Here is a 25,297-nt window from a genome sequence, read left to right as displayed (position 1 = left end):
GTGCAAAACAGGCTGGGCACGCAGCGTTTGCGGCGAACACAACCACCGGAGAAGATTCATGCCCAAAGTCACCAAGCCTGCCAACCAAACTGGCGATTTCCTGGTCGATTACGAAGAGAAGGTCTTTGAGGACGTCAAGGCCGATCCGGGTGAGAAAGCCCTGGTCACCTTCCACACCGTGGCCTTTGAAGGCTCCATTGGTTTCGTCAACCTGCTGCAGGCCACACGCTTGCAGCGCAAGGGCTTTGAAACGTCCATCTTGCTGTATGGCCCCGGCGTGACCCTGGGCGTGCAGCGCGGCTTCCCCACGCTGGGCGATGAGGCCTTTCCTGGCCACCAGAACTTCAACAACCAGATCAAGAAGTTCATCGCCGAGGGTGGCAAGGTCTACGCCTGTCGCTTCGCGCTGCAAGCGCTGTACGGCCATGGCGAAGGCGCGCTGATCGAAGGTATCAAGCCGATCAGCCCGCTGGACGTTCTTGACATCGTGCTGCTGCACCGCAAGAGCAACGCCTTCATCCTGGACACCTGGACCCTGTGATGGCGACCACCGGCATCATCCGCGCGGCGGCGGTCCAGATCTCGCCGGACTTCGAGGCGCCCGATGGCACCTTGAACAAGGTGTGCGAGGCGATCGACCAGGCGGCCGCCAAGGGCGTGCAGATCGTGGTCTTTCCCGAGACCTTCGTGCCGTACTACCCGTACTTCTCGTTCGTGCGACCACCCGTGGCTTCGGGCGCGGATCACGTGCGGTTGTACGAGCGGGCGGTGGTGGTGCCGGGGCCGGTCACCCACGCGGTCGCTGATCGTGCCAAGGCGCATGGCATCGTTGTGGTGCTGGGCGTCAACGAGCGCGACCACGGCAGCCTGTACAACACGCAGCTGATCTTCGATGGCAATGGCGAGTTGGTGCTCAAGCGCCGCAAGCTGACGCCCACGTTTCATGAACGCATGATCTGGGGGCAGGGCGATGCCGCGGGGCTGAAGGTGGTCAACACCGCCGTGGGGCGCGTGGGGGCGCTGGCCTGCTGGGAACACTACAACCCGCTGGCCCGCTATGCGCTGATGACGCAGCACGAAGAGATCCACTGCGCGCAGTTCCCGGGCTCGCTGGTCGGGCCCATCTTCGGCGACCAGATCGAGGCCACCATCCGCCACCACGCGCTGGAGGCGGGCTGCTTCGTCATCAACGCCACCGGCTGGCTGACCGATGCGCAGATCACCGCCATCACGCCCGACCCAGCCTTGCAGAAGGCGCTGCGCGGCGGCTGCAACACGGCCATCGTCTCGCCAGAAGGCGTGCACCTGGCGCCACCTTTGAAGGAAGGCGAAGGCATGGTCATCGCCGACCTGGACATGGCGCTGATCACCAAGCGCAAACGGATGATGGATTCGGTGGGCCACTACGCGCGGCCCGAACTGCTGAGCCTGGCCATCAACGACCGACCTGCCACCACCGCATTCCCCATGCCTTCACGGAGCCAAGATCATGACCACCACGCTGGACAGCAACCCCACTCTTCCACCGCCCTCGGCGGCCAGCCGGCAACTGATGACGGAGCTGCAGTCCTTCGGCTTGCGGCTGGCTGATCCGGGCGCGCCCAACGGTGGCGTGGCCAGCCGCCGTGGCGGTGCGGGGCCGTCCGACCACAAGGCGGTGACGGTGGACGGGCACACCATCATGGTCCCGGTGCACACCTCCAGCGCCTGGAACTCGCCCTTCGTGGCGCAGGCGCCGGATGCGCAGGGGCTCAGTGCCTTGACGCGCGGCAGCATCCCGATCGCGAGCATTGCCTTCCCGAAGGCGCCGCGCTTCTATGCGCTGCAGACTTTCGATGGCGTGCCGTACTCGCACATCGCGACGCTGCATGGCTCGGACGTGCTGGCCACGACCGTGCTGCAGGAATGCATCCGCTACGCCAGCCGCCGCAAGACCTGCCAGTTCTGTGCCATCGGCCAATCGCTGGCGGCGGGCCGCACCATCGCGCACAAGACGCCGGAGCAACTGGCCGAGGTGGCGCGCGCCGCCGTGCTGCTGGATGGCGTCAAGCACATGGTGATGACCACCGGCACGCCCAATGCGACCGACCGAGGCGCGAAGGTGCTGTGCGACAGCGCCTTCGCCATCAAGGCTGCGGTGAACCTGCCACTGCAAGGCCAGTGCGAGCCGCCTGATGATGACCGCTGGTTCCAGCGCATGCACGCCGCCGGCATCGATACCCTGGGCATGCACCTGGAGGCGGTGACGCCGGAGGTGCGCGAACGCATCATGCCGGGCAAGGCCTCGGTGCCGCTGAGCCGCTACATGGAGGCCTTCGAGGCTTCGGTGAAGGTGTTCGGGCGCGGGCAGGTCAGCACCTACATCCTGGCTGGGCTGGGCGACACGCGCGAGGCCATCCTGTCGATCTCCGAGAAGCTGCTGGCATTGGGCGTGTACCCCTTTGTCGTGCCCTTCGTGCCCATCAGCGGCACGCCGCTGGAAGACCACGCGCCGCCATCGTCCGACTTCATGAAGTCTGTGCTGGAGCCTTTGGGCGCGATGGTGGGCAAGGCCGGATTGCGGTCGGGCGACATCAAGGCGGGTTGCGGCAAGTGCGGTGCGTGCTCATCGCTGTCGGTGTACGAAACCGGCGCCAGCGCCTGAGTAGGGAGCGAGCATGGATGCCCTGGCCACTTTGAAGCGCACGGTCGTCAACGAGCCGATGTGCGATCTGCCCACCGCCTTCACGCCTTGCGAGTTCCGCGTGAAGTGGGCCGATGGTGCCTGGGAGATCGACCAGGCGCGTCGATTGAGACGCGCGGTGTTCTGCGTGGAGCAGGGCATCTTTGTGGGCGATGACCTGGATGTGATCGACGCGCAGGCCCAGCCGCTGGTGGCCGTGTCGCAAGTGGGCGGCATGCCGGACCAGGTGGTGGGCACGGTGCGCATCCATGAGGCGGAACCGGGGCTGTGGTGGGGATCAAGGCTGGCGGTGCACGCCGCTTTCAGGCACCACGGCAGGCTGGGTGCGATGCTGATCCGCCTGGCGGTGTGCAGCGCGCATGCACGTGGCTGCCACCTGTTCCTGGCGCATGTGCAGCAGCAGAACGTGCCTTTGTTCGAGAAGTTGAATTGGACCTTTCTGAAGGCCGAGACCTTGCATGGCAGGCCGCATGCTTTGATGCAGGCGCAGCTCGACCAGCACCCGCCGTGCCACGACCCCCTGTGGGGATTCGCCACCCGCAGCAGGAGCGCAGCATGAAGCTGGCCGAACTCACAGCCGCTCTGCAGTCCAGCCGAGGCTTCGCTCACAAGCGCGATATTGGTGATGTGGTGGGGGCGCTGGCCAAGGCCTTGCCCGGCGGTGTCGATGACCTGTCGCAAGCCGTTGCCGTGGGTGATGACTGCGCCGCCATCCCCGATGGCGATGGCTACCTGCTGTTCGCCATCGAAGGCTTCGTTGAAGACTTCATCGACAGCATGCCCTGGTTTGCCGGCTACTGCGGCGTGATGGTCAACGTGAGCGACATCTACGCCATGGGTGGCCGGCCCATCGCGGTGGTCGATGCCTTGTGGAGCGATGGCATGACACCCGGCGGCGAAGTGCTGAAAGGTATGGCGGCGGCATCACAACGCTATGGCGTACCCATCGTGGGTGGCCACAGCAACAACCGCAGCCAGCGCGGGCAACTGGCCGTGGCCATCCTGGGCAAGGCCAGGAAGCTGCTGACCAGCTTTGATGCCAGGCCAGGCGACAAGCTCTTGATGGCCGTGGACCTGCGTGGCGCCTACCAGGAGCCGCATCCCTACTGGAACGCTTCGACCAGCGCGCCAGCCGAACGCTTGCGCGCCGACCTGGAACTGCTGCCCGAGTTGGCCGAGGCCGGACTGTGCGATGCCGCCAAGGACATCAGCATGGCCGGTGCCGTGGGCACGGCTTTGATGCTGCTGGAATGCTCTAAGGTCGGTGCGGTGATCTACCTGGACGCCATCCCCCGGCCACCTGAGGTGCCCTTGCTGCGCTGGCTGCAGTCCTTCCCCAGTTATGGCTTTGTGCTGAGCGTTCGGCCCGAATTGGCGGCGGCCGTGACGGCCCGGTTCCGAGCGCGCGGGCTGGCTTGCCAGGAGGTGGGCGAGGTGACGGCATCACCCCAGGTGCTGCTGCGCCATGAGGGCGACGAGGCCCTGCTCTGGGATGTGTCCGAGCAGACCTTCATTGGCGCGAGGTCGGGCGATGTCTGAGTTCTTGAACGCATCGCTGCGCATTGCCTTGCTGACACATTCGGTCAACCCGCGGGGTGGCGTGGTGCACACCCTGGAGCTGGCGCAAGCCTTGCACGACGCGGGCCACCGGGTCACGGTGATGGCCCCGGCCACACAAGGTCAACGCTTCTTCAGATCACTGCCATGCGCGGTCGAGTTGATCCCGGTGGGCGCTGTGCCCCCCGACACGGCCGAGATGGTGGCATCGCGGATCAAGGCGATCGAGCAGCATGTTCTCGAGATGCTGGACGCTGGCCAGGCCTTCGATGTGTTGCATGCGCAGGATTCCATCAGCGCCAATGCCTTGGCCAATTTGCGCGACCGTGGCGTGATCAAGGGATTTGTGCGGACGGTGCACCACCTGGACCACTTTGACGACCCCCGCCTGATGGCCTGGCAGCAAAGAGGCTTTTTGCAGGCCAGCCAGGTGATGTGCGTCAGCCGCCTGTGGCAAGGCATCTTGCGCGATGAACACGGTGTGGACGCCGCCCTGGTTCACAACGGCGTTGATTGCCAGCGCTACACGGCCCAGGTGGGCCGCCACGATGAAGGCGTTCGGCGCCGACACGGCATGGGCCGTGGTGCTGCGGCTGGCGAACCTGTTTTCCTGATGGTGGGCGGCATCGAAGAGCGCAAGAACACCCAGCGGGTGCTGGAAGCTTTCATCCAGCTCAGGGCTACGCAGCCCAAGGCTCAGTTGGTGATCATTGGCGGGGCCAGTCTGCTCAACCACGACGCTTACCGACAGCAGTTCAGCACCAGCTTGACTGCCCATGGCTTGGCCGTGGGGCCAGGCCAAGCGGTGGTCATCACCGGCTCGGTGCCCGATGCCGACATGCCCGCTTTGTTCAGAGCGGCCGATGCGCTCTTGATGCCATCACTGCGCGAAGGCTTTGGCCTGGTGGTGCTGGAGGCCCTGGCCAGCGGCACGCCGGTGGTGGTCTCGCGCATGGCACCGTTCACCGAGTACCTGGGCGAGGCTGATGGCCTGTGGGTCGATCCCCTCAGCGTGGGGTCGATCTCGCACGCCATGCAGCGCGCGCTGGACCCTGCCCATGCCCGGGCACTGGCCCTTGAAACCCCGGCCGTGTGCCAGCGTTTCAGCTGGCCCGCCACCGCGCTGCGGCACACCGCCTTGTACCGAGCCTTCCGCTCACTGGCCCTGAACCGAGAACCACCCCATGCCCGCCATGCTCTTTCACCTTCGCTGGCCTGATGGCAGCGAGACGCGTTGTTACTCGCCCTCGCTGGTCATCAAGGATTACTTCCAGCCCGGCCAGACCTACCCGCTGCCGCAGTTCATGGCCCAGGTGCGCGAGGCCCTGAACATCGCCTCGGAGCGGGTTCGCGCCAAGTTCGGCTTTGCCTGTTCGCAGGCCATGGACCAACTGGCCGAGCTTGAGATCGTGGCCCAACGCTTTGACCACCTGGACAGCGCCCAAGTCCAGGTCCTGTGCTTTGACGAATAGACCGTCAGACCCGAGACCCATTTCAACGAGATCACCATGAGCAAGACCACCACACCCACCCCCCAACACCATGGCGTCATCGTCGTGGGCGGCGGCCAGGCCGGCCTGTCGGTCAGCCACTACCTGCAGCAGCGCCGCATCGACCACCTGGTGATCGAGAAAAGCCAGCCCATGCACTCGTGGCGCACCCAGCGCTGGGATGCTTTCTGCCTGGTCACACCCAACTGGCAGTGCAAGCTGCCGGGCTGGGAGTACAGCGGCAACGACCCCCATGGTTTCATGAAGAAGGACGAAATCCTGGCCTACCTGGAAGGCTTCAAGCAGCATGTGAACGCCCCCCTGGTGGAAGGCGTGGCGGTGAAGCGCGTGGCACCCCGTCGGCAGGGCGGTTTCGAGGTGTCGACCTCGCAAGGCGAATTCACGGCTGATCAAGTGGTGGTGGCCTCGGGCGGCTATCACCAGCCCATCATCCCGCGCATGGCCGAGCGCCTGCCGCCCGATGTGGTCCAGATCCACTCCGAGCAATACCGCAACCCGCAGGCCTTGCCCGAGGGCGCTGTGCTGGTGGTGGGCTGCGGCCAGTCTGGCGCGCAGATTGCCGAAGACCTGCACCTGGGTGGCCGGAAGGTTTTCCTGGCCACGGGCAACGCACCCCGCTGCGCACGCTTCTACCGGGGCAAGGACGTGGTCGATTGGCTGGCCGACATGGGCTACTACGAAAAGTCGGTGAACGAGCACCCCCTGCGTGAAGGCGTGCGCGACAACACCAACCACTACGTCACTGGGCGCGATGGTGGGCGCGACATTGACCTGCGCAAGTTCGCGAGCGAGGGCATGGAGTTGTTCGGCCTGCTCAAGGGCCTGGATGGTGAGGTGCTGCAGTTTGAGGGCGACCTGGCCGAGAACCTGGACCACGCGGACCGCATCTACAACGGCATCAACGCCTCGATCGACCAGTTCATCGCGGCGTCTGGCATCGAAGCGCCACCCGGTGAGGTCTACAAACCTCTTTGGCAGCCCAAAGAAGAGCGCCTGAGCCTGGACCTGCGCGCGGCAGGCATCACCTCGATCGTCTGGTGCATCGGCTTCCAGCCTGATTTCAGCTGGCTGGACGCGCCGGTGTTCAACGGAAAGGGCCACCCGGGACACGTGCGGGGCGTGACGGCGGTGCCCGGCCTCTACTTCATCGGGCTGCCCTGGTTGCACACCTGGGGCTCTGGCCGATTTTCCGGTGTGGCGCGGGATGCGCTCTTTCTGGCCCAGCAAATCGAGGCCCGAAGGCCCGAAGCAGTGGTGCTGGCCGAAAACCAGGAGGAGATGAGTCTCTTGTCCTGAGCCAGGCCCGGAAATGACGGGTCAACGGGGTTTTATTGCGCCTTAAGTCCTGACGGTCGATCTCTAGCATGCAGAGGTACGACATGAAGGAGTTTTCTAGGTGGAAGACGCAGTTGACCCTGGTTTGGCCGATCCGCATGAGGCGCTAGAGCCCCAAGCGGAAGGCGAGGGTGCGCCTTCCTCCTACGGGCCCACGCCGACTGACCCCATGCTGGAGGCACTGCTCTGGCTGTGCCGCCACCACGGTGTGGACCGCACCCCCGCTTCTTTGCTCAACGGCATGCAACTGAACGGGCCGATGACGGCCGTTCAGGCAGTGCAACTGCTGCGCCAGGCGGGCTTCAGTGCCACCTTGGTCCGGCGCCCGCCCAGCAAGATCCTGACCTTGCTGATGCCGGTGGTGCTGCTGCTGAAAAACGGCGATGCCTGCATCGTGACGCGCCGCGTGGGCGAACGCTCCAAACGCGCGGGCGGTGCGCGCTACGAAGTGATCATGCCCGGCGCCGACCAGGAGATCTGCACGGCCACTGAAGAAGAGTTGCTGCCCGAGTACTCAGGCTACACGCTGGTGGCGGCCTTGCGTGCGGGCATGCGCCATGGCACGCCCGAGGTCGAAATGGACTCGGATTCGCACTGGTTGTGGTCCACGCTCAAGAACTATGTGCCGTACTACCGATCGGCCATGTTGGCCGCCTTGCTCAGCAATGTGCTGATGCTGGTGACGGGCTTCTTCACCTCGGTGGTGTACGACAAGGTCATCCCCAACAAGGCACTGATCACCCTCTGGTCGCTGGGCGCGGGCACTTTGCTGGGCATCGCCTTTGACCTGGTGGCGCGCCAGTTGCGCAGCTACCTGATCGACATGGCCGGCAAGAAGGCCGACCTGAAGTTGGGCAACATGCTGTTCAACCAGGCGCTGGCCATCCGGCTGGAGCACCGGCCCGAGTCGGCGGGCTCCTTTGCCCACCGCCTGGCCCAGATCGAAGTGGTGCGTGACTTCACGGCCTCGGCCAGCATCTCCGTGCTCACGGACATGCCCTTCATTTTGCTGTTCGTGATCATGACCTATGTGATCGCGGGGCCCCTGGTGGTGGTCTTGCTGGTGGCGGTGCCCCTGGTGCTGGGCCTGTCCTGGGGCATTCAGAAATACCTGCGCCGGATGATGTCGGCCAACATGAGCCAACACGCCAATCTGCAGGGCGTGCTGGTTGAAGCGGTCGAGGGCATGGAAGACGTGCGGGCAGCGGGGGCTCAAGGCTATTTCGCGAGTCGTTACGAGGAAGCGAACGCGGCCGCAGCGCACACCTCCCTGCGCTCACGCGCCATGGCCAGCTGGGTCAGCAACTTCACCATGGTCATTCAGCCGCTGGTGACGGTGTGCATGCTCATCTGGGGCGTCTTGCTGATCGAAGACAACAAGATTTCCGGTGGCGCCTTGATCGGGGCCGTGATGTTCGCAGGCCGCGCCATTGCACCGTTGACCTCGGTGGTTTCGCTGGCCGGGCGCTACCAAGGGGCCCGTGCCGCCTTGATGTCGCTGAACGAGCTCATGGCCTTGCCCACCGAACGCGAGCCTGGCAAGCGCTACCTGTCTCGGACTTCACTGACAGGCCAGGTGGGGCTGCATGATGTGAGCTTTGCCTACCCCAAAGGCAAGAACCAGCATGCGCCCACGGTGCTCAAAGGCGTGAGCCTGCAGATCAGGCCGGGCGAGCGTGTGGCCATCCTGGGCAAGATCGGCAGTGGCAAGTCCACGATTTTGCGTTTGCTGGGCGGCCTGTACCAACCCACGGATGGCTTTGTCGAGGTGGATGGCATCGACTTGCGCCAGATCGACCCCACCGATTTCAGAACGCACGTGGGCTTCGTGTCGCAAGAGCCCCGGCTTTTCCACGGCACGCTGAAAGACAACGTGATGCTGGGCCGCGCCAACGCGGACATGAGCCACTTCATCAACGTGGCACGCTTGACCGGCCTGGACAAACTGGCCGCGGCGCACCCCATGGGCTACGACCTGCCTGTGGGTGAAATGGGGGCCTTGCTGTCGGGTGGCCAACGCCAATTGGTGGCCCTGGCGCGTTGCCTGGTGACGCGTTCGCAAATCCTGTTGATGGACGAACCCACCAGCTCGATGGACGCGCAAGCCGAATCCAGTTTCATCAACCATCTGCGCACCGCCGTGGATGGCCAGACCCTGGTGGTGGTGACGCACCGCCCGGCCTTGCTGGACGTGGTGGACCGCGTGATCGTGGTCGACTCCGGCAAGATCCTGGCCGATGGCCCCAAGGCCCACGTGCTCGCCCTGCTGGCTGGCCGACCCGCGCCTGCTGCTCCCCAGCCTGCTCCGGCGGAGGCTCCCCAAGCGCGGCGCGAGCTGTCCGCCGCTGGCGGGATGTAGGGGAGGGCGGATGTCTTCGCATGCCGACCAAGCGGTCCAAGGCAACTACTTCCCCGGCGATGAACGATTTTTGTCGGGCGTCAAGGAAGCGCAACTCAATGAGGCCACACCGAGGGCCTCGTGGGCGCTGTACCTCATGCTGACGGCGGTGTTCTCAGCGATCGTCTGGGCCTTCATCGCCAGAGTGGACCAGGTGACCAAGGCCGAAGGGCGCGTGGTGGCCGATGGGCGCGAGCAAGTCATCGCCAGCCTGGAAGGCGGCATCCTGCACAAGGTGCTGGTGCGCGAAGGCATGGTGGTGGAGAAAGGCCAGGACCTGCTGCAGATGGACCCGACCCGCTTCGAGGCCCAGCAGAACGAAGGCCAGGCCAAGCTGGTGGCTTTGAAGGGCACCTTGTCTCGTCTGGTGGCCGAGTCCACCGGGCGGCGTCTGCTGTTCCCGCCTGAAGTGCTGGCTCAGCCCACCATTGTGCAAGGCGAGAGCGAGTCTTATGCCGCGCGGCGGCAGTCGCTGGAAGAGGGCGTGGCCGTGAATCGCCGCAGCCTGGCGTTGCTCAACCGTGAGTTGGCCATGGCCCAGCGCATGTCCGCCAAAGGCCTGATGTCCGAGGTTGAGGTGATGCGCTTGCAGCGCCAAGGCAATGACCTGACCTTGCAAATCCAGGAACGCATCAACCGTTTCCGCCAGGAGGCCAGCACCGAGCTGGTCAAGGCCCGCACCGAGCTGGCTCAGTTGGAAGAGCAGATGGTGGTCAAGCAGGACGTGTTGACCCGCACCACCTTGAAGTCGCCAGTGCATGGCCTGGTCAAGAACATCCGCATCGGCACGGTGGGCGGCGTGGTCCAGGCCGGCGCGCCCATCATGGAAATCCTGCCCATCGGGCCGCGCGTGCTGATCGAGGCGCGCATCAAGCCTTCGGACATTGGTTTTGTGAAGGTGGGGCTGCCGGTCACCGTCAAGCTCTCTGCCTACGACTACTACATCTACGGTGGCCTGCAGGGCACGATCGACTACATCAGCCCCGACGCCTTGGGCGAAGAGGCCAAGGCGGCCAACGCGCCCGACACCACCTATTACCGGGCACTGATCCGGTCTGATCAATCCACCTTGCACAAGGGCAACAAGCCCTTGATGGTGATGCCTGGCATGACGGCATCCGTGGAGGTGCGCACCGGCGAGCGCTCGGTGCTGGAGTACCTGCTCATGCCGATGATCAAGTCACAGGAAGCCTTCCGGGAACGTTAACCATGAAATTATCTGAAACACTGAAGGCGTCTTTGCTGGCATCGGCCTTGGCCAGCGTGGTTTGCGGGCAAGCCCTGGCGGCCCGTTGCACCGACGACATTGCCAACCTGCCTGCCACCAAGCCGGGCGCCAGGTCGGCCGTCGAGACCGAAGCACCGCTGGACCCGATGACGCAGTTGCAGCTCATCGCCCGCGAAGCTGCCCGGCGCAGTGCCGAGGTGGGCGCGGCGCGCTTGCTGGCAGAGGCCGCCGACTACGATCTGGAAGAGACCAAGGGCGGGCGCTATCCGCAAGTCAGCGTCAGCGGCACGGTGGGCACCGGCAACACCAAGGTGGATGGCGTGACGACCCAGAAGGGCAACCTGTCCAGCGTGTCATTGAACATGTCGTCCAACCTGTACGACGGCGGCCGCTTGAACCGTTTGACCGAATGGCGCACTCAGTTGGCCGGTTCGGCCAAGTACGGTGCTGCGGTCACGCAAGAGCAGGTGGTGCTGGAGGCCGTGACCACGGCGCTGGAGCGCAACCGCTATCGCCTGCAAGCCCAGGTGTACCAACAATATGCCCGCAAGATGAGCTGTCTGGTTGAAGCCTTGGAAGGCATCGTCGCCGAGGACAAGGGCCGCGCCAGCGAGCTGGTCCAGGCGCGCAAAACCCAGGCGCAAACCGAGTTGTCGCGCGACGGTGCTTTGGCGCAAAGCCGGCAGATCGAGTTCCGCCTGCGCAAGCTGATCGGCGACAAGATATCCCTGGGCGATGGCATCACGGTGCCGCTGGCTTCCGTGCCTGAAATTGGTGAGATCAATCGGCAGATTGAGTTTGGCAATGATGCGCAGCAATTGCGCACCCAGGCCGATGCCCTGGACAGTTATGCCAAGGCGGTGGTGGCCGGGCAAAAGCCCCAGCTCAACTGGGCTATCTCCAAGACCGAGGGCATGGCCGGGTCCGCCAAGGTGTCGTCCTGGCAAGCCGGGGTGAGCGTGTCTTACAGCTTGTTCAATGGATTCTCGGACAAGGCAACGTCCATGGCGGCGGCCAAGCGGGCCGAGTCGGCTCGCCAGCAGCTGGCGGAATTGTTGGCCTCGAAATTCGCCAGCACCGCCGAGGTCTATGACATTGCGACCGCCTCACTGGAGCGCGCCAAGCGCTACGTGGATGTGCTCCGTGACAGCGAGCGGGTGCGCAATTTCACCTTCCAGCAGTGGTCGCAACTGGGCAAGCGTTCCTTGTTTGACGTGATGTCAGCCGAGTCGGATCACTTCAGCCTGCGCATCGCCTATGTCAACTCCTTGCACGACGGCTTTGCGGCCAGCGCGCAGATGAGGTCCATGGGGGCTGGCCTGACAGCCTGGTTGATGCCAGAGCAAAAACCATGACGATCAAGCTGGCCCTGAAATGGTCGATAACAGGCGTGAAGTCGCATAATCGATCAAAAATCCCTGGCGGAAACTCTATGAAAAGACACAGGTTGGCGTGGCTGCTGGCTGCTGGCGTGGCGAGTCTCATGGCGGTCGCTTGTGGGGGCAGTGATCCGGACTATGTGGGCGATGAGCCGACGCCTGGTTTCGTGCCGGGTGAGGGCATTGCGCCGCCGCGGTTTGCGTATGCCGTGCATTCCAATGGCGACAGCGTATCGGGTTACACCGTTGATCCGACCACTGGCAAGTTGGCGACCATGGGTTCTGGAACCCCTTGGACCACGGGCTCGACGCCTGTCTGCATCGCGGTGGACCCCCTGGTGAGGTACGCCTATGTGGCCAACTCGGGTTCCGACAATCTGTCCATTTTCAGCATTGGCGACCCATCCGGGGTGTTGACCAGCGCGGCTTTGCCTGTGGCCACGGGCGACCAGCCCATGTCGGTCGCTGTGGATCCTCAAGGGCGCTATGTGTACGTGGCCAATCTTGGCGATGACACCATCTCGGCCTACAGCCGCAGTACCGTCACAGGCCTGCTGACCCCCATCGCTGGTTCGCCTTTCAGTCTGCCTTCGTCGGCTGACATCGCGCCTCGCTCGATTGCGATCGACCCCACGGGCAAGTTCGTGTACGTTGCCAATTACGGTGCTACCGCCTCGCCCAGCACGATTTCGATGTTCTCCATCGACACCTCAAGCACTGGCAGCCTCACGCCAGGCGCACTCACGGGCGTCGGGTCCATCGCGGCAGGTGCCCGACCCAACCTGATCACAGTGTCACCATCGGGCAGGCAGGTTTACGTGTCCAACGAAACCGGTGACAGTGTCATGGTTTATTCCATCGCCAACACGCTCACCGGAGGGCTGGCTTACATTGGTTTTGTGTCAACCCCCGGCTCCACTCCTACCGGGGTTGCCATTGAGCCCAACAACAAGTTTGCGTACATCTCCAACCGATCGACCGGCGTCATTGGGGCCTATTCGATTGGCCAAGGGGGCAGCACCATTGGGCAGCTGAGTGCCATCACAGGGGGCAGCGCCACCATCACCACACCTGCATCACCTGGCCCGACAGCCGTGGCCGCTGATCCGTCCGGAAAATTCGTCTATGCCTCGCTGCTCAACGGGGGAGGCATTGCTGCCTACGAAATCAATGCCACCACGGGTGCTTTGACGATGGTGGAAGATTCCCCGTTTGATGACTCGGGTGCCACCCAGTCAGATTTCATCCTCATCACCAAATGATCCAAGCTGGATTTGATCGGTTTTCACCGCTTTGTTGTCTGGAGTCGTGAACTTCTGCCTCATCTAAGCTGGATGTCGCGGCGATAGCGCCGTGCCATAGGGCCTCCAATGATGGGAAATCGATTTCAAGCCGCGCCGCCGCCGCGCCGCCAGCCTGCCAAGGCTGACAACGCCGCGCCTGTTCTGACCAACGACCCTTCGGCCCTGATCCGGGGCATTGAGCTGCAGAACAAGGGCCAGATCGCGGAAGCCGAGGCGCTGTTTCGCACCTACCTGCTTACGCATCCCGCCGACGGCGCCGCCTTGTACTCGCTGGCGGTGATCCTGCTGCAACGTGGCGACCATGCCCAGGCGTTGGAACTGCTCTCCGCTGGCGTGGCCAAGTGCCCCACCTTTGCCCCTTTGTGGATGGCCTACGCCAACGTGTTGCAAGCCTTTGGGCGCGCTGCCGACGCCATGGCCAGCTACGACAAGGCCCTGGAGCTCAACCCCGAATACACCGAAGTGCTGCTGAACAGCGGCGTGCTGTTGCGTGACCAGCAACGCCACCTGGAGGCGCTGGAGCGCTTCAAACGCGTGCTGGCCATCAAGCCTGACCACGAAGCCGCCATGGGCAACAGCGGCATCATCCTGACCGAGTTCAAACGCAGCGACGAAGCGATCGCGATGTTCGAGCGCTTGCTGGCAGTCAACCCCAACTACGACTATGGCCACGGGCTGCTGGCCTACGAGCGCCTGCACGCCTGCGACTGGACCGGTTTTGCCGAGAACTCGGCCAAGATCATCTCCGGCATCAAGGCCCACCAGAAGAGCTGCAAATCCCTGCCCTTGATGGCGTTTTCAGACGATTGCCAGGATCACCAGATCAGCGCGCAGATTTTTGCCACGCGCTTTCCGGTGTCCAAGAATCCGCTGTGGACTGGCGAGCGCTACCGCCACAAGAAGATCCGCCTGGCCTACGTGTCGCCCGACCTGCGCGAGCACCCGGTCGGCCACCTGATGGCCGGCATCTTCGAGCACCACGACAAGAGCCGTTTCGAGACCGTGGCCATCTCGCTGGGCATCGACGACAAGAGCCGCCTGCGCTCACGCATGCTGGCCTGCTTCGACAAGTTCGTGGATGCCCGCACGATGACTTCGCGGCAAATCGCCGAACTGATGCGCGAGATGGAGATCGACGTGGCCGTGGACCTGGCGGGTTACACCGCCGACTCACGCACCGACCTGTTCGCACACCGGCCCGTGCCAGCCCAGGCCAACTTCCTGGGTTACCCCGGCACGCTGGGCACCAGCTACATGGACTACATCATCGCCGACCGGCATGTGATCCCGCCCGAGCACCAGCGCTTCTACAACGAGAAGGTGCTGTACCTGCCCGATGCCTACTTGCCGACCGACGCGGGCCTGAAGATTTCCGAGCGCACCCCCACGCGCCAGGAGTGCGGCCTGCCCGACACCGGCATCGTGTTCTGCTCCTTCAGCCACGACTACAAGATCAACCCGCCCTTGTTCGACATCTGGATGCGCCTGCTGGCCCAGGTGCCGGGCAGCGTGCTGTGGCTGATGTCGCGCAGCCAGGCCTCGCAGGCCAATCTGCGCAAGGAAGCCCAACTGCGTGGTGTTGACCCCTCGCGTTTGGTGTTCGCTGGCCGCGTGCCCTTGGTCGAAGACCACATGGCGCGCTATCGCCAGGCCGACATTTTCCTGGACACGCACCCCTACAACGCCCACACCACCGCCGCCGATGCCTTGATGGCCGGTTTGCCTGTGGTGACCTTCATGGGTGGGGCCTTCCCGGCCAGGGTGGCGGCCAGCCTGCTGCACGCAATCGGTTTGCCCGAGCTGGTGGCCGACTCGGCCGCGGGCTACGAAGCCCTGGCCCTGAAGCTGGCCACGAACCCAGAACTGCTGAGCGGTGTGAAGGCCAAGTTGCAGGCCAACAAGGCGACATATCCCCTCTTTGACACCGACAGCTTTTGCAAGAATCTGGAAGCGATTTACGTGTCGATGTGGCGTCAGTCCGAACTGGGCGGCGCCGTGGATGCCTTGAGTGCTCCGGCCTCGGCTTGATCGATCACCCACCCTATTCATCGGAGCGTCTCATGGACCAACAACGTGTCGAGCAGCTGCAACAAAAGTACGGACTGTCGTACCACATCAACTTCGCGGCGCTGGCGCAGCAACTGGTCGGTCTGGCCGACAAGCGGGTGCTGGAAGTGGGCGGAAGCCTGCCCGGCGGCCTGGTGCTGGAAGACCTGGGTGCGCACCAGTGGTTGTCGCTGGAAGAGCCTGACTATTGGGACGAAACACTGAGCACGGGCCTTGTGTTGGGCACGCCACCGCCCATGACCGGTCAACGCAAGCGCTTCAAGGACGCGGTGCCCGACCAACTGGACCGCCACAACCTGTTGTACGGCCGCATTGAAGACCTGCCCGAGGCGCTGCATGGTCACTTTGACGTGGTGTTCTCGATCGCCGCCTTCGAGCACATCCACAAGCTGCCCCAGGCCCTGGACAAGATGCTGATGGCCTTGAAGCCCGGCGGCAAGCTGTTCTCTCTGTTCTCACCCGTGTGGTCGGCCCACGATGGCCACCACCTGCCCGAGATCATGGACAAGGCCGGCAACAAGTACAACTTTGGCAAGTCGCCCATCCCGCCCTGGGGCCACCTGCTAATGCGCCCCATGGAGATGTACGACTACCTCCTGAGCGTCAACTGCGACAAGGAGTTCGCGCGCGAGGTGGTGTACTACGTGTACTCGTCCAACCACATCAACCGCTTCTTCCTGGATGATTTCCTGGAGATCGTGGGCCGCAGTGATTTCAAGGTGGTGCAAGCCACGCCGGTGTTCCCGGTGCCGGTGCCCACCGATGTGCAGGCCAAGCTTGAAACCCTCTACGCCGGCCGCAAGAATTTCAGCAACGATGGTTTGCTACTGGTGCTTGAGCGCCCCTGATCGGCAGCCGCACCCATTGAACAGAACATCTGACAGGGGACCTCATGTCATCCACCATCGCTTCCATCTTCCAGCGCATCGAGAACAAGGAACTGCCAGTGACGCAGTCGTCCGCGTGCGTGACCTTCACCCAGGCGGAATCGTTCTTCCACCTGGCGGCCGCCAAGAACTCGCGGGCCGAGGCCTTGCGCGAGCACTTCGCCAGGATCGGCTTTGGCAAGGTCTTCCTCAGCGCCAACATCAATGGCTTTGGTTGCCAGATTCCGGGCAGCACGGTGCAGTTCCTGGAAAAAGGATTTTTCATGGAAACCGACCCGGCCGCGCGTGCCCAAAAGCGCGCGATGCTGGAAGACGCCGTGGTCATCGTCAACAACAACGATGTGGGGCAGGGGCCCGCGCAGTACGCTGATTTCTTCAGCCAGTGCGAGCGCACCATCTTCGTGGCCTGGGACTGGGACAACCACCACTGGCTGGACCTGAGCACTTTCCTGGCTGCGCATTCCGATGTTTATGCGCCTGGCCACCACGAAAACCTTTATCTGCTGACCCGCTACAACTGGGCCACGGTGGGGCCGGTGTATTGCTCCACGGTGCAATGGACTCGCGAGTTTCTGGCCGACAGCCTGCCCATGCTGATCAGCGCAGAACGTTCGGCCGATCCGCTGGGCAAGCACATTCCTTACGGCCCGTTCACCTTCCGCAACCGGGTGGTGAGCACGCTCAGCCAGCACTATCCGTCCATCGGTTTCAGCGATCGGACCTTCCATGTGCGCACGCCGCAAGAGCGCCTGGAAGAATGGGCTGCGCATAAGGCCCATTGGATCGTGCCGGTGCTCAACGACATCCCGATCCGCATTTTTGACGCGCTGATCACCGGGGGCATCCCCATCGTTCCGGAGTCCATGCGCTACCTGCCCCTGGTGCGCGACATTGGGCGCGAGCACATCGTGTTCTGCACCCCTCATGACATCATGGACCCGCGCGCCGTGGTCAACAAGGCCAATGCCTTGTTCGATGCGCACGGCCGCGATGGCCTGGTGGCGCGTCACCGCCTGGCGCTTGACCACCACCATGGTGACCAGCGCATGCAGCAGGTCATGGCCTTTGTGCGCGAGAAGTTCGAAGCTGCGCCGCAGGCCTGAGCATGATGAAGTCGTCGGTCGTTGTCCTGATCCCGATTTACCGGGCGCACCTGGAGCCGCTTGAGCAGTTCTCGCTGGACTATTCGCTGGGCAAGCTGCAGGGGCGCGAGGTTCGCTTCATCGGCCCCCGGCACCTGGACACCAGTTTGTACGAAGGCCTGTACCCCGGCCTGCCGGTGGACCGCTTCGACGACGAGTGCTTTGCCTCGATCCCAGGCTATAACCGCTTGCTGATGAGCCGGGTGTTCTATGAACGCTACCCGGAGCACGAGTTCATGCTCATCCTGCAGACCGACGCGATCTTGTTGCGCGACGAGCTGGACGAGTGGTGTGCCAAACCCTATGACTATGTTGGCGCCCCGTGGCCCGATGGCCTGGACATCCAGGTCAACCTGGACCGCTTCAAGGGCGAACATGCCAAGCGGGTGCACGCCCGCGTGGGCAATGGCGGCCTGAGCTTGCGCCGATCAAACTGCTGTATTGCGCTGATGGACGAGTTCCCTGAGGCGCTGTCGGTGTTCTGCCGCACGGGTTCGAGCGAGGACATCTTCTTCTCGATCATGGGCACCTTGTCGCTGGATTTTGTGTTGCCCAACGAAATGGCGGCTTCTTTGTTCGCACTGGAGTTGCGGCCGGAGCACTACCACGCGGTCAATGGCGGACGCCTGCCGATGGGTGGGCACGCCTGGTGGCGCTACAACATGCCGTTCTGGGCCGCGCTGCTGGACCAGGCGCCTCCGGTGCTGCTGCCAGCTTCGCCGCCAGGCAGGGCAGTGATCAACGCGGCGGCGGTTTCATCAAGCAGTTGAGTGGGGCCAGCCCCAAGCAAAAAGCCTCGTTTTCCGACGAGGCTTTTTTCATGCCGGCGCACCGGCCCATTCATCCTGTGCTCAGTCAGGCTTGCGCAGGTAAGGGTTGGTGTTGGTGCTTTCAAACAGCCACTTGCGTTCGGTCATGCGCTCCACCAGCGCGGGATCCTTGAACAAGGCTTCATCCTTGAAGAGGATGGTCAGCACGTAATTCCACTTTTCCAGGCGCTGTTCGCAGCGCGCTTCCATGGCCGTCACCGTTTCGGTCATCTGCTTGAACAGGGGATCCGACAAATCAGCCTTGGCGAACTCGCAGCCCTGGATGTAGACGTCCATCATGTTCTTGCTGGCATAACCCGGCAGGTTCAGGCCCAGGCAGATTTTCTGGATCTCGCGGAAGGACAGGCTGTAGACATAGTTGCCCACGCCTTCATAGAACGGGGTGGCCGAGCCGGTGCGGGTGGGAAAGTCCACCCATTGGTCTTGCGGTTCGATCAACACCACGGCGCGCTTGGCCACGCGCAGCATTTCGTACAGGCCCATGTAAGGGCGGCGCATGTGGTGGAAGGCTTCCTTGCACAGCACGAAGTCGAACTGCTCGTCGTCGAACTGAAGGTTCTCGGCATTGGCCTGGGCGCACTTCTGGATGCGGCCATCTTGCAGGCTGCGCTTGAGTGTGCCATCGCCGATGTCGGTGGACAGGATGTCTTCGAAGCCATCGTTGAACATGATCCAGCTGTCGTGGCCGGAGCCATCGCCGATGGTCACCCAGGTGTCCTGTTTGGTCTGCAGGATGTCGAGCACCGGCTCCATGAACCTGCGGTGCCGCCAGTGGTTGGCGGTCTGGTCGTCCCACCAGGTGGGGTACAGGTCATTGTGCAATGCCGAGTCGAAGAAGTTTTCCCAGTGGTTGATGTGCAGGTCGTCAGCGCTTTTCATGGAAGGATCCCGGTGAGATGTGGTGGGGCAGGGCGCTCAAACCTTGCGCATGATCGACATCAGGTGGGGGCCGCGCCACTCCTGGCTGACGATCTCGAAACTGCCCTTGAAGCCGTAGGCCGAGGCCCAGCGGTTGACGTTGTCGAAGTAGGCCGGGAAGGTCTGGTCGGTGATGATGTTGACATGTGTCGGGTCGCGAAAGGCTTCCGGATGCGGATAAGCCGGCGTGAACGACATGAAGTGGCCACCCGGTTTCAGCACGCGCCAGACTTCGTTCATCACTTCGACGAAGGCGTTGCGGCGCTGCGGCGTGTAGATCAGGCGGGGCACGTGTTCCAGGAAATCGTGAGCGGTCACGAACTCGAAGGTGTTGTCGGGGAAGGGGATGGGGTCGACCACCAGGTCGGCCTTGACGATGTTGGCGTCGGCGTCGTCGCGCACATCGATGCCGTAAACCTCCACGGCGTTGAAGGGGTTCTTGGGCTTGAGGCCGCATCCAATGTCAAGGGCTTTGGTCATGGTGTTCGATCCTGCGTTCAGTAGGAGGTGAGGTCTGTAAGGGGGAAGCTCAAAGGCCTGGCTCAGGCGGCCGAGGTGGACTTGGGCTTGGTGGCGTTGGCGCTCAACAGCTTGTCGAAATAGTTGATCGTCTTGGACAGACCTTGCTCCAGGGCGATCGTGGGCTGCCAGTCCAGCAGCGTCTTGGCGCGGGTGATGTCCGGGCAGCGCTGCAGGGGGTCGTCATGCGGCAGGGGGCGGTAGACGATCTCTGAGTGGGAGCCGGTCATCTGGATGACCTTTTCAGCCAGCGCCTTGACCGTGGTCTCGACCGGGTTGCCGATGTTGATCGGGCCGGTGATGTCGTCGGCCGAGTCCATCAGCTTGAGGGCGCCGGTGATCAAATCATCCACATAGCCGAAGGAGCGGGTTTGCGAACCGTCGCCGTACAGGGTGATGGGCTGGCCGGTCAGGGCCTGGACGATGAAGTTGGACACCACTCGGCCGTCGTTGGGGTGCATGCGGGGGCCGTAGGTGTTGAAGATGCGCATGACCTTGATGCGCAGCTTGTGCTGACGGTGGTAGTCGAAAAACAGGGTTTCGGCGCAACGCTTGCCTTCGTCGTAGCACGAGCGGTAGCCGATGGGGTTGACGTGGCCCCAGTAGTCTTCCGGCTGCGGGTGCACCTGGGGGTCGCCGTAGACCTCGCTGGTCGAGGCTTGCAGGATCTTGGCTTTGACGCGCTTGGCCAGGCCCAGCATGTTGATGGCGCCATGGACGCTGGTCTTGGTCGTCTGCACCGGATCGTGCTGGTAGTGCACGGGCGAGGCGGGGCAGGCGAAGTTGTAGATCTCGTCCACCTCGATGTAGAGGGGAAAGGTCACGTCGTGGCGTTGAAATTCGAAGCGGGGGTGGTCGAGCAGGTGCTCGATGTTGCGCCGCGTGCCGGTGAACAGGTTGTCCAGGCAGATGACGTCGTGGCCGCGCTCGAGCAGCTCCTCGCAGAGGTGCGATCCCAGAAAGCCTGCGCCTCCGGTGACGAGACAGGTTTTGTTGGATCCCAGTTGAATGCTCATGCGGCTGCTCCTTGACGATTGGTCGGGAGTACCGATGCTGCCCAGACCTTGCCCGTATGGTGCATTTCTTCACGGACCGCGGTGGCCCGGATAAGGCAGGGATGGTGGGCGCAGTTCTGAGCTTTGACAACCACACATGACCGAAAGGCCATGTGTGGTTGAGGGCTTTGCCTGGGCTTAAATCAGCAGGTTGTTCTGCTTGTCATCGATCAGCTGGGTGTGGTCGATGGTGACCAGCGGGATGTCATGGCGAACCTCGGCGACGGTGAGGGTGGACGTGCCGGCCGCCGGGTCGGCGTGGCCTGCCAGCAGGTCTTGCCCTCGGTCGGCCAACAGGTCCTCGGCCGTGACGCCCAGCGGGCTGGTCGCCTTGTCCTTGTCGGCAACCTGGTCATCCACCCCGGTGGCGGAGGCCGCCTGGACGGTGGTGGCATGGCTGCCGTCGTCCACCGTGGCGTTGGTGGCCGAGGCGGTCGTGGTCGTGTCCTTGGCGAACCAGACGTCGGCCATCTCATGGCTGGCACCGTCTGAGGTCTTGTAACTGGAGACCAGGCCCAGCAAGTTGCCGTTGTCCATCTCGGTGCCGGTCTTGGCCCCCAGGTCAAGCTCGATGATGCCCAGGCTGGCCAGGGATTTGAGCTCCCCGTTGCTGGTGACCCCGTCGCTGTTGGCGTCCACCCAGACTTGCAGGTCCTTGAAGTGGGCGTCGGCGGCGGTGAGCTTGCCGTCATGGTTGGAATCGATGTCCCTCATGGCGGTGTAGCCGTCACCCGCACGTTGCCCGCTGGACAGCACGGTGGCCGCGCCGAACAGCTCGGTGCCGTCGTTGATCAGCCCGTCATGGTTGCGGTCCATCACCAGCAGGCCGTCCGTGGCGGACACCCAACCGGCTGCCGTGGCCTGGCCGTTGGCCAACAGGTCAAACTTGGTGCCGTGCGAGGCTGCCAGGGTGTGGACGCCGTCACCATTCAGGTCCAGCACCATGGGTGAGACGCCGCTCAGCGCGTTGGTCTGTTCCGTGGTCAGCGCAGCGAACTGCGTGGAGGTGATGGCCGAGGCCTGCACCATGGTCAGGGCCGCGATGTCGGTGGTTTCAATCGCTGAGATCTGGTCGGTGGTGAAGGCCTGGATCTGCGCGGTGGTCAGGGAGCGGACCTCGGCGGTGGTGAAGGCGGCGATCTGATCGGTGGTCAGGGCGGCCACCTGGGCGGTGGTCATGCTGACGATCTGGGCCGTCGTCATGGCCGCGATGTCGGTCGTTTCGATGGCCGCGAACTGGCTGGTTGTCAGGGCGGCAATCTGGGTGGTGGCCAAGGCCGAGATCTGAGCCGTGTTCAAGGACTCGATCTGGTCGGTGGTCAGGGCAGCCATGCCCGCGGTGGTCAGCGCACGGATGCTGGCGGTGCTCAGGGTGCCGATGTCGGTGGTCTCGATGGCGGCGACCTGGGCGGTGGTCAAGGCGGCGATCTGGCTGGTGGCCAGTGCACCCAGCTGGCTGGAGTCCAGGGCGGCGACCTGGGTCGTCGTCAGGGCGGCGGTGCCCGAGGTGGTCAGTGCGCGTACTTCAGCCGTGGTCAGGACGGCCACCTGGTCGGTGCCCAGCACAGCGACCTGGGCAGTGGTCAGGTTGGCAATCTGGGCCGTGGTCAGGGCCTTGATGTCGGTGGTCTCGATGGCGGCCACTTGCGTGGTCGTCAGGGCACCCACCTGGGTGGTGGACAGGGCGGCGACCTGGGCGGTGTTCAGGTTGGCGATCTGATCGGTGGTCAGTGCAGCGACACCGGCGGTGGTGAAGGCACGGATGCTGGCCGTGTTCATGGCACTGATGTCGGCGGTCTCAATGGCGGCCACTTGGGTGGTGGTCAAGGCGGCGATCTGGCTGGTGCCCAGGGCGGCGACTTGAGCCGAGTCCAGGGCGGCCACTTGTGCCGTGGTCAGGGCAGCGGCGCTTGCCGTCGTCAAGGCGCGTACTTCAGCCGTGGTCAGCACGGCGACCTGGTCGGTGCCCAGGGCAGCGACTTGGGCGGTGTCCAGCTTGGCAATCTGGGCCGTGGTCATGGCCTTGATGTCGGTGGTTTCGATGGCGGCGATTTGAGTCGTCGTCAGCGCAGCCACCTGGCTGGTGGACAGTGCAGCGACCTGGGCGGTCCCCAGGTTGGCGATCTGGTCGGTGGTCAGTGCAGCGACACCGGCGGTGGTGAAGGCACGGATGCTGGCCGTGTTCAGGGCACTGATGTCGGAGGTTTCAATGGCGGCCACTTGCGCGGTCGTCAAGGCGGTGATCTGGCTGGTGCCCAGGGCGGCCACTTGAGCCGAGTCCAGAGCGGCGACTTGCACGGTGGTCAGGGCGGAGGCGCCCGAGGTGGTCAGGGCACGCACCTCGGCGGTGGTCAGGGCTGCGACCTGGTCGGTACCCAGCACGGCCACCTGGGCGGTGTCCAGCTTGGCGATTTGGGCCGTGGTCAGGGCTTTGATGTCGGTCGTTTCGATGGCGGCCACTTGGGTGGTCGTCAACGCGCCCACTTGCGTGGTGCTCAAGGCGGCTGCTTGAGCCGTGTTCAAGTTGGTGATCTGGTCGGTGGTCAGTGCAGCGACACCGGCGGTGGTGAAGGCGCGGATGCTGGCCGTGTTCAGGGCGCTGATGTCGGAGGTTTCAATGGCGGCCACTTGCGCGGTCGTCAAGGCGGCGATCTGGCTGGTGCCCAGGGCGGCCACTTGGACTGAGTCCAAGGCCGCGACCTGATCGGTTGTCAAGGCAGCGGTGCCCGAGGTGGTCAGCGCGCGGACTTCGGCCGTGGTCATTGCAGCGATCTGATCGGTACCCAGAATCGCGACTTGGGCGGTGTTCAGGCTGGCGATCTGGGCGGTGGTCATGGCCCTGATGTCAGTGGTTTCGATCGCGGCGATTTGAGTCGTCGTCAGTGCAGCCACTTGGCTGGTGGACAGCGCAGAGGCTTGTGCGGTGCTCAGATTGGCGATCTGATCCGTGGTCAGCGCAGCCATGCCGGCGGTGGTCAGGGCGCGGACACTGGCTGTGCTCAATGCGCTGATGTCGGTCGTCTCAATGGCGGCGATTTGCGCCGTGGTCAGCGCAGCAATCTGGTGGGTGCCCAGCGCGGCGATCTGGCTGGAGTCCAGGGCGGCGACTTGGGCCGTGGTCAGGGCGGCGGTGCCTGCTGTCGTCAGCGCGCGGACTTCGGCCGTGGTCAGCACAGCGATCTGATCGGTGCCCAGAGCCACGACTTGAGCTGTGTTCAGGCTGGCGATCTGAGCCGTGGTCATGGCCCTGATGTCGGTGGTCTCGATGGCGGCGACCTGAGTCGTGGTCAAGGAAGCCACTTGCGTGGTGGCCAGTGCAGCCACTTGCGTGGTGTTGAGCGTTGCAATCTGGTCTGTGGTCAGCGCGGCAACACCGGCGGTGGTCAGCGCGCGAACGCTGGCGGTGCTCAGGGCGCCGATGTCGGTCGTCTCGATGGCGGCCACTTGTGCCGTCGTCAAGGCGGCGATCTGATGGGTGCCCAAAGCATTCATTTGCGCCGTGTTCAGCGCCGCCACCTGGTCGGTGGTCAAGGCGGCGGTGCCAGCGGTCGTCAATGCTCTTGTGCCTGCCGTGGTCAGCGAGGCGATCTGGTCGGTGGTGAAGGAGGCCACCTGGGCCGTGGTCATGGCGGCGACCTGCGCCGTCGTCAGGGCGCGCACATCGAGGGTTTCAATCGGCGATACCTGCGTCGTGGCCAGGGCCGAGATCTGCGCGGAGTTGAAGGCGGAGACCTGCGCGGAGTTGAGCGCGACGATCTGGTCGGTGGTCAGCGCGGCGACACCGGCGGTGGTGAGGGCGCGAACATTGACGGTGTTCAAGGCGCCGATGTCGGTGGTTTCAATGGCGGCCACTTGCGTGGTCGTCAGGGCGGCGACCTGGTGGCTCCCCAGGGCGGCGACTTGTGCCGAGTCCAAAGCAGCCACTTGGGTCGTGGTCAAAGCGGCGGTGCCCGAGGTGGTCAGAGCGCGCACTTCGGCCGTGGTCAGTGCAGCGACTTGGTCAGTGCCCAGGGCCGCAACTTGGGCGGTGTTCAGGTTGGCGATCTGTGCGGTGGTCAGTGCCTTGATGTCGGTGGTTTCGATGGCGGCGATTTGGGTCGTCGTCAACGCCGCCACTTGGCTGGTGGACAGTGCAGCAGCCTGGGCGGTGTTCAAGCTGGCGACCTGGTCGGTGGTCAGTGCGGCGACACCGGCGGTGGTGAGGGCGCGGATGCTGGCCGTGTTCAGGGCGCTGATGTCGGAGGTTTCAATGGCGGCCACTTGCGCGGTCGTCAAGGCGGTGATCTGGCTGGTGCCCAGGGCGGCGACTTGGGCTGAGTCCAAGGCGGCGACCTGATCGGTTGTCAGGGCGGCGGCGCCCGAGGTGGTCAGGGCGCGCACTTCGGCCGTGGTCATGGCAGCGATCTGATCGGTACCCAGAACCGCGACCTGGGCGGTGTTCAGGCTGGCGATCTGGGCGGTGGTCATGGCCCTGATGTCGGTGG

At 63.9% G+C, this 25,297-nt stretch carries 20 protein-coding genes; 16 read left to right on the top strand and 4 right to left on the bottom strand.

Annotation, left to right across the window (positions count from 1 at the left end):
* Window positions 1-58: 58 nt before the first annotated feature.
* From Q7V20_RS07130 to Q7V20_RS07055, 16 genes are all read left to right on the top strand, one after another.
* Window positions 59-541: an MSMEG_0572/Sll0783 family nitrogen starvation response protein gene (locus tag Q7V20_RS07130; RefSeq protein WP_230182357.1), complete on the top strand. Its 483-nt coding sequence runs from the start codon at window positions 59-61 to the stop codon at window positions 539-541.
* Complete coding sequence (locus Q7V20_RS07125) at window positions 541-1,590, top strand: Nit6803 family nitrilase (protein WP_304788624.1); 1,050 nt, start codon at window positions 541-543, stop codon at window positions 1,588-1,590. Before Q7V20_RS07130 ends, Q7V20_RS07125 begins: the two co-directional genes overlap by 1 nt.
* Window positions 1,553-2,644: an MSMEG_0568 family radical SAM protein gene (locus Q7V20_RS07120; RefSeq protein ID WP_304788626.1), complete on the top strand. Its 1,092-nt coding sequence runs from the start codon at window positions 1,553-1,555 to the stop codon at window positions 2,642-2,644. The genes Q7V20_RS07125 and Q7V20_RS07120 overlap by 38 nt, the downstream gene beginning before the upstream one ends.
* Before the next feature lie 58 nt (window positions 2,645-2,702).
* Window positions 2,703-3,242, top strand: coding sequence for an MSMEG_0567/Sll0786 family nitrogen starvation N-acetyltransferase (locus tag Q7V20_RS07115; RefSeq protein ID WP_370652420.1), 540 nt, complete (start codon window positions 2,703-2,705; stop codon window positions 3,240-3,242).
* Window positions 3,239-4,222, top strand: coding sequence for a sll0787 family AIR synthase-like protein (locus tag Q7V20_RS07110; protein WP_304788620.1), 984 nt, complete (start codon window positions 3,239-3,241; stop codon window positions 4,220-4,222). Before Q7V20_RS07115 ends, Q7V20_RS07110 begins: the two co-directional genes overlap by 4 nt.
* Window positions 4,215-5,459, top strand: a complete 1,245-nt coding sequence (locus tag Q7V20_RS07105; protein WP_304788618.1) for an MSMEG_0565 family glycosyltransferase — start codon at window positions 4,215-4,217, stop codon at window positions 5,457-5,459. The genes Q7V20_RS07110 and Q7V20_RS07105 overlap by 8 nt, the downstream gene beginning before the upstream one ends.
* Entirely contained in the window at window positions 5,425-5,712 is a 288-nt protein-coding gene (locus Q7V20_RS07100; protein WP_304788616.1) for an MSMEG_0570 family nitrogen starvation response protein, read from the top strand. The genes Q7V20_RS07105 and Q7V20_RS07100 overlap by 35 nt, the downstream gene beginning before the upstream one ends.
* 36 nt (window positions 5,713-5,748) lie before the next feature.
* Window positions 5,749-7,047, top strand: a complete 1,299-nt coding sequence (locus tag Q7V20_RS07095; RefSeq protein WP_304788614.1) for an MSMEG_0569 family flavin-dependent oxidoreductase — start codon at window positions 5,749-5,751, stop codon at window positions 7,045-7,047.
* Window positions 7,048-7,147: 100 nt separating this feature from the next.
* Window positions 7,148-9,445, top strand: a complete 2,298-nt coding sequence (locus Q7V20_RS07090; RefSeq protein WP_304788612.1) for a type I secretion system permease/ATPase — start codon at window positions 7,148-7,150, stop codon at window positions 9,443-9,445.
* A gap of 10 nt (window positions 9,446-9,455) precedes the next feature.
* Window positions 9,456-10,691 carry an HlyD family type I secretion periplasmic adaptor subunit gene (locus Q7V20_RS07085; RefSeq protein WP_304788610.1) on the top strand — a complete coding sequence of 412 codons (1,236 nt, stop codon included), beginning with the start codon at window positions 9,456-9,458 and terminating at the stop codon, window positions 10,689-10,691.
* Window positions 10,692-10,693: 2 nt separating this feature from the next.
* Window positions 10,694-12,067, top strand: coding sequence for a TolC family protein (locus Q7V20_RS07080; RefSeq protein WP_304788608.1), 1,374 nt, complete (start codon window positions 10,694-10,696; stop codon window positions 12,065-12,067).
* A 77-nt stretch (window positions 12,068-12,144) separates the two neighbouring features.
* Window positions 12,145-13,353 (top strand): beta-propeller fold lactonase family protein, encoded by a 1,209-nt coding sequence (locus Q7V20_RS07075; protein ID WP_304788606.1) that lies wholly within the window; start codon window positions 12,145-12,147, stop codon window positions 13,351-13,353.
* 108 nt (window positions 13,354-13,461) lie between these two features.
* On the top strand, window positions 13,462-15,423 hold the full coding sequence (locus tag Q7V20_RS07070) for a tetratricopeptide repeat protein (protein ID WP_304788604.1): 1,962 nt from the start codon (window positions 13,462-13,464) through the stop codon (window positions 15,421-15,423).
* A 32-nt stretch (window positions 15,424-15,455) separates the two neighbouring features.
* Window positions 15,456-16,310: a class I SAM-dependent methyltransferase gene (locus Q7V20_RS07065; RefSeq protein ID WP_304788602.1), complete on the top strand. Its 855-nt coding sequence runs from the start codon at window positions 15,456-15,458 to the stop codon at window positions 16,308-16,310.
* Between the two features lie 44 nt (window positions 16,311-16,354).
* Window positions 16,355-17,452, top strand: a complete 1,098-nt coding sequence (locus tag Q7V20_RS07060; protein ID WP_304788600.1) for a hypothetical protein — start codon at window positions 16,355-16,357, stop codon at window positions 17,450-17,452.
* Between the two features lie 2 nt (window positions 17,453-17,454).
* Complete coding sequence (locus tag Q7V20_RS07055) at window positions 17,455-18,261, top strand: DUF5672 family protein (protein WP_304788598.1); 807 nt, start codon at window positions 17,455-17,457, stop codon at window positions 18,259-18,261.
* An 81-nt stretch (window positions 18,262-18,342) separates the two neighbouring features.
* Here the strand turns inward: Q7V20_RS07055 and Q7V20_RS07050 are convergent, their stop codons facing one another.
* The 4 genes from Q7V20_RS07050 to Q7V20_RS07035 all read right to left on the bottom strand — a co-directional run bounded on the left by Q7V20_RS07050 (window position 18,343) and on the right by Q7V20_RS07035 (window position 25,280).
* Window positions 18,343-19,200, bottom strand: coding sequence for a class I SAM-dependent methyltransferase (locus tag Q7V20_RS07050; protein WP_304788596.1), 858 nt, complete (start codon window positions 19,198-19,200; stop codon window positions 18,343-18,345).
* A gap of 36 nt (window positions 19,201-19,236) precedes the next feature.
* A complete protein-coding gene (locus Q7V20_RS07045; RefSeq protein ID WP_300544491.1) occupies window positions 19,237-19,719 on the bottom strand; it encodes a class I SAM-dependent methyltransferase in 483 nt (160 codons plus the stop codon).
* Between the two features lie 62 nt (window positions 19,720-19,781).
* Window positions 19,782-20,774 (bottom strand): UDP-glucuronic acid decarboxylase family protein, encoded by a 993-nt coding sequence (locus Q7V20_RS07040; RefSeq protein ID WP_304788593.1) that lies wholly within the window; start codon window positions 20,772-20,774, stop codon window positions 19,782-19,784.
* A 177-nt stretch (window positions 20,775-20,951) separates the two neighbouring features.
* The gene (locus Q7V20_RS07035) at window positions 20,952-25,280 is read right to left on the bottom strand and encodes a heme utilization protein (RefSeq protein ID WP_304788591.1); all 4,329 of its coding nucleotides are present in this window, start codon (window positions 25,278-25,280) and stop codon (window positions 20,952-20,954) included.
* Window positions 25,281-25,297: the final 17 nt, after the last annotated feature.

The sequence above is a fragment of the Aquabacterium sp. genome (assembly GCF_030652515.1).
Taxonomy (GTDB): Bacteria; Pseudomonadota; Gammaproteobacteria; order Burkholderiales; family Burkholderiaceae_C; genus Aquabacterium.
The sequence above is the reverse complement of the archived record's forward strand: the minus strand, read 5'-3'. Positions and strand labels throughout refer to the sequence as shown.

What these genes read in the sequence shown, in the direction of transcription:
- Q7V20_RS07130 (WP_230182357.1), top strand. Translation starts at nt 59, where the DNA reads ATGCCCAAAGTCACCAAGCCTGCCAACCAAACTGGCGATTTCCTGGTC.
- Q7V20_RS07125 (WP_304788624.1), top strand. Translation starts at nt 541, where the DNA reads ATGGCGACCACCGGCATCATCCGCGCGGCGGCGGTCCAGATCTCGCCG.
- Q7V20_RS07120 (WP_304788626.1), top strand. Translation starts at nt 1,553, where the DNA reads ATGACGGAGCTGCAGTCCTTCGGCTTGCGGCTGGCTGATCCGGGCGCG.
- Q7V20_RS07115 (WP_370652420.1), top strand. Translation starts at nt 2,703, where the DNA reads ATGTGCGATCTGCCCACCGCCTTCACGCCTTGCGAGTTCCGCGTGAAG.
- Q7V20_RS07110 (WP_304788620.1), top strand. Translation starts at nt 3,239, where the DNA reads ATGAAGCTGGCCGAACTCACAGCCGCTCTGCAGTCCAGCCGAGGCTTC.
- Q7V20_RS07105 (WP_304788618.1), top strand. Translation starts at nt 4,215, where the DNA reads ATGTCTGAGTTCTTGAACGCATCGCTGCGCATTGCCTTGCTGACACAT.
- Q7V20_RS07100 (WP_304788616.1), top strand. Translation starts at nt 5,425, where the DNA reads ATGCCCGCCATGCTCTTTCACCTTCGCTGGCCTGATGGCAGCGAGACG.
- Q7V20_RS07095 (WP_304788614.1), top strand. Translation starts at nt 5,749, where the DNA reads ATGAGCAAGACCACCACACCCACCCCCCAACACCATGGCGTCATCGTC.
- Q7V20_RS07085 (WP_304788610.1), top strand. Translation starts at nt 9,456, where the DNA reads ATGTCTTCGCATGCCGACCAAGCGGTCCAAGGCAACTACTTCCCCGGC.
- Q7V20_RS07080 (WP_304788608.1), top strand. Translation starts at nt 10,694, where the DNA reads ATGAAATTATCTGAAACACTGAAGGCGTCTTTGCTGGCATCGGCCTTG.
- Q7V20_RS07075 (WP_304788606.1), top strand. Translation starts at nt 12,145, where the DNA reads ATGAAAAGACACAGGTTGGCGTGGCTGCTGGCTGCTGGCGTGGCGAGT.
- Q7V20_RS07070 (WP_304788604.1), top strand. Translation starts at nt 13,462, where the DNA reads ATGATGGGAAATCGATTTCAAGCCGCGCCGCCGCCGCGCCGCCAGCCT.
- Q7V20_RS07065 (WP_304788602.1), top strand. Translation starts at nt 15,456, where the DNA reads ATGGACCAACAACGTGTCGAGCAGCTGCAACAAAAGTACGGACTGTCG.
- Q7V20_RS07060 (WP_304788600.1), top strand. Translation starts at nt 16,355, where the DNA reads ATGTCATCCACCATCGCTTCCATCTTCCAGCGCATCGAGAACAAGGAA.
- Q7V20_RS07055 (WP_304788598.1), top strand. Translation starts at nt 17,455, where the DNA reads ATGATGAAGTCGTCGGTCGTTGTCCTGATCCCGATTTACCGGGCGCAC.
- Q7V20_RS07050 (WP_304788596.1), bottom strand. Translation starts at nt 19,200, where the DNA reads ATGAAAAGCGCTGACGACCTGCACATCAACCACTGGGAAAACTTCTTC.
- Q7V20_RS07045 (WP_300544491.1), bottom strand. Translation starts at nt 19,719, where the DNA reads ATGACCAAAGCCCTTGACATTGGATGCGGCCTCAAGCCCAAGAACCCC.
- Q7V20_RS07040 (WP_304788593.1), bottom strand. Translation starts at nt 20,774, where the DNA reads ATGAGCATTCAACTGGGATCCAACAAAACCTGTCTCGTCACCGGAGGC.
- Q7V20_RS07035 (WP_304788591.1), bottom strand. Translation starts at nt 25,280, where the DNA reads ATGACCACCGCCCAGATCGCCAGCCTGAACACCGCCCAGGTCGCGGTT.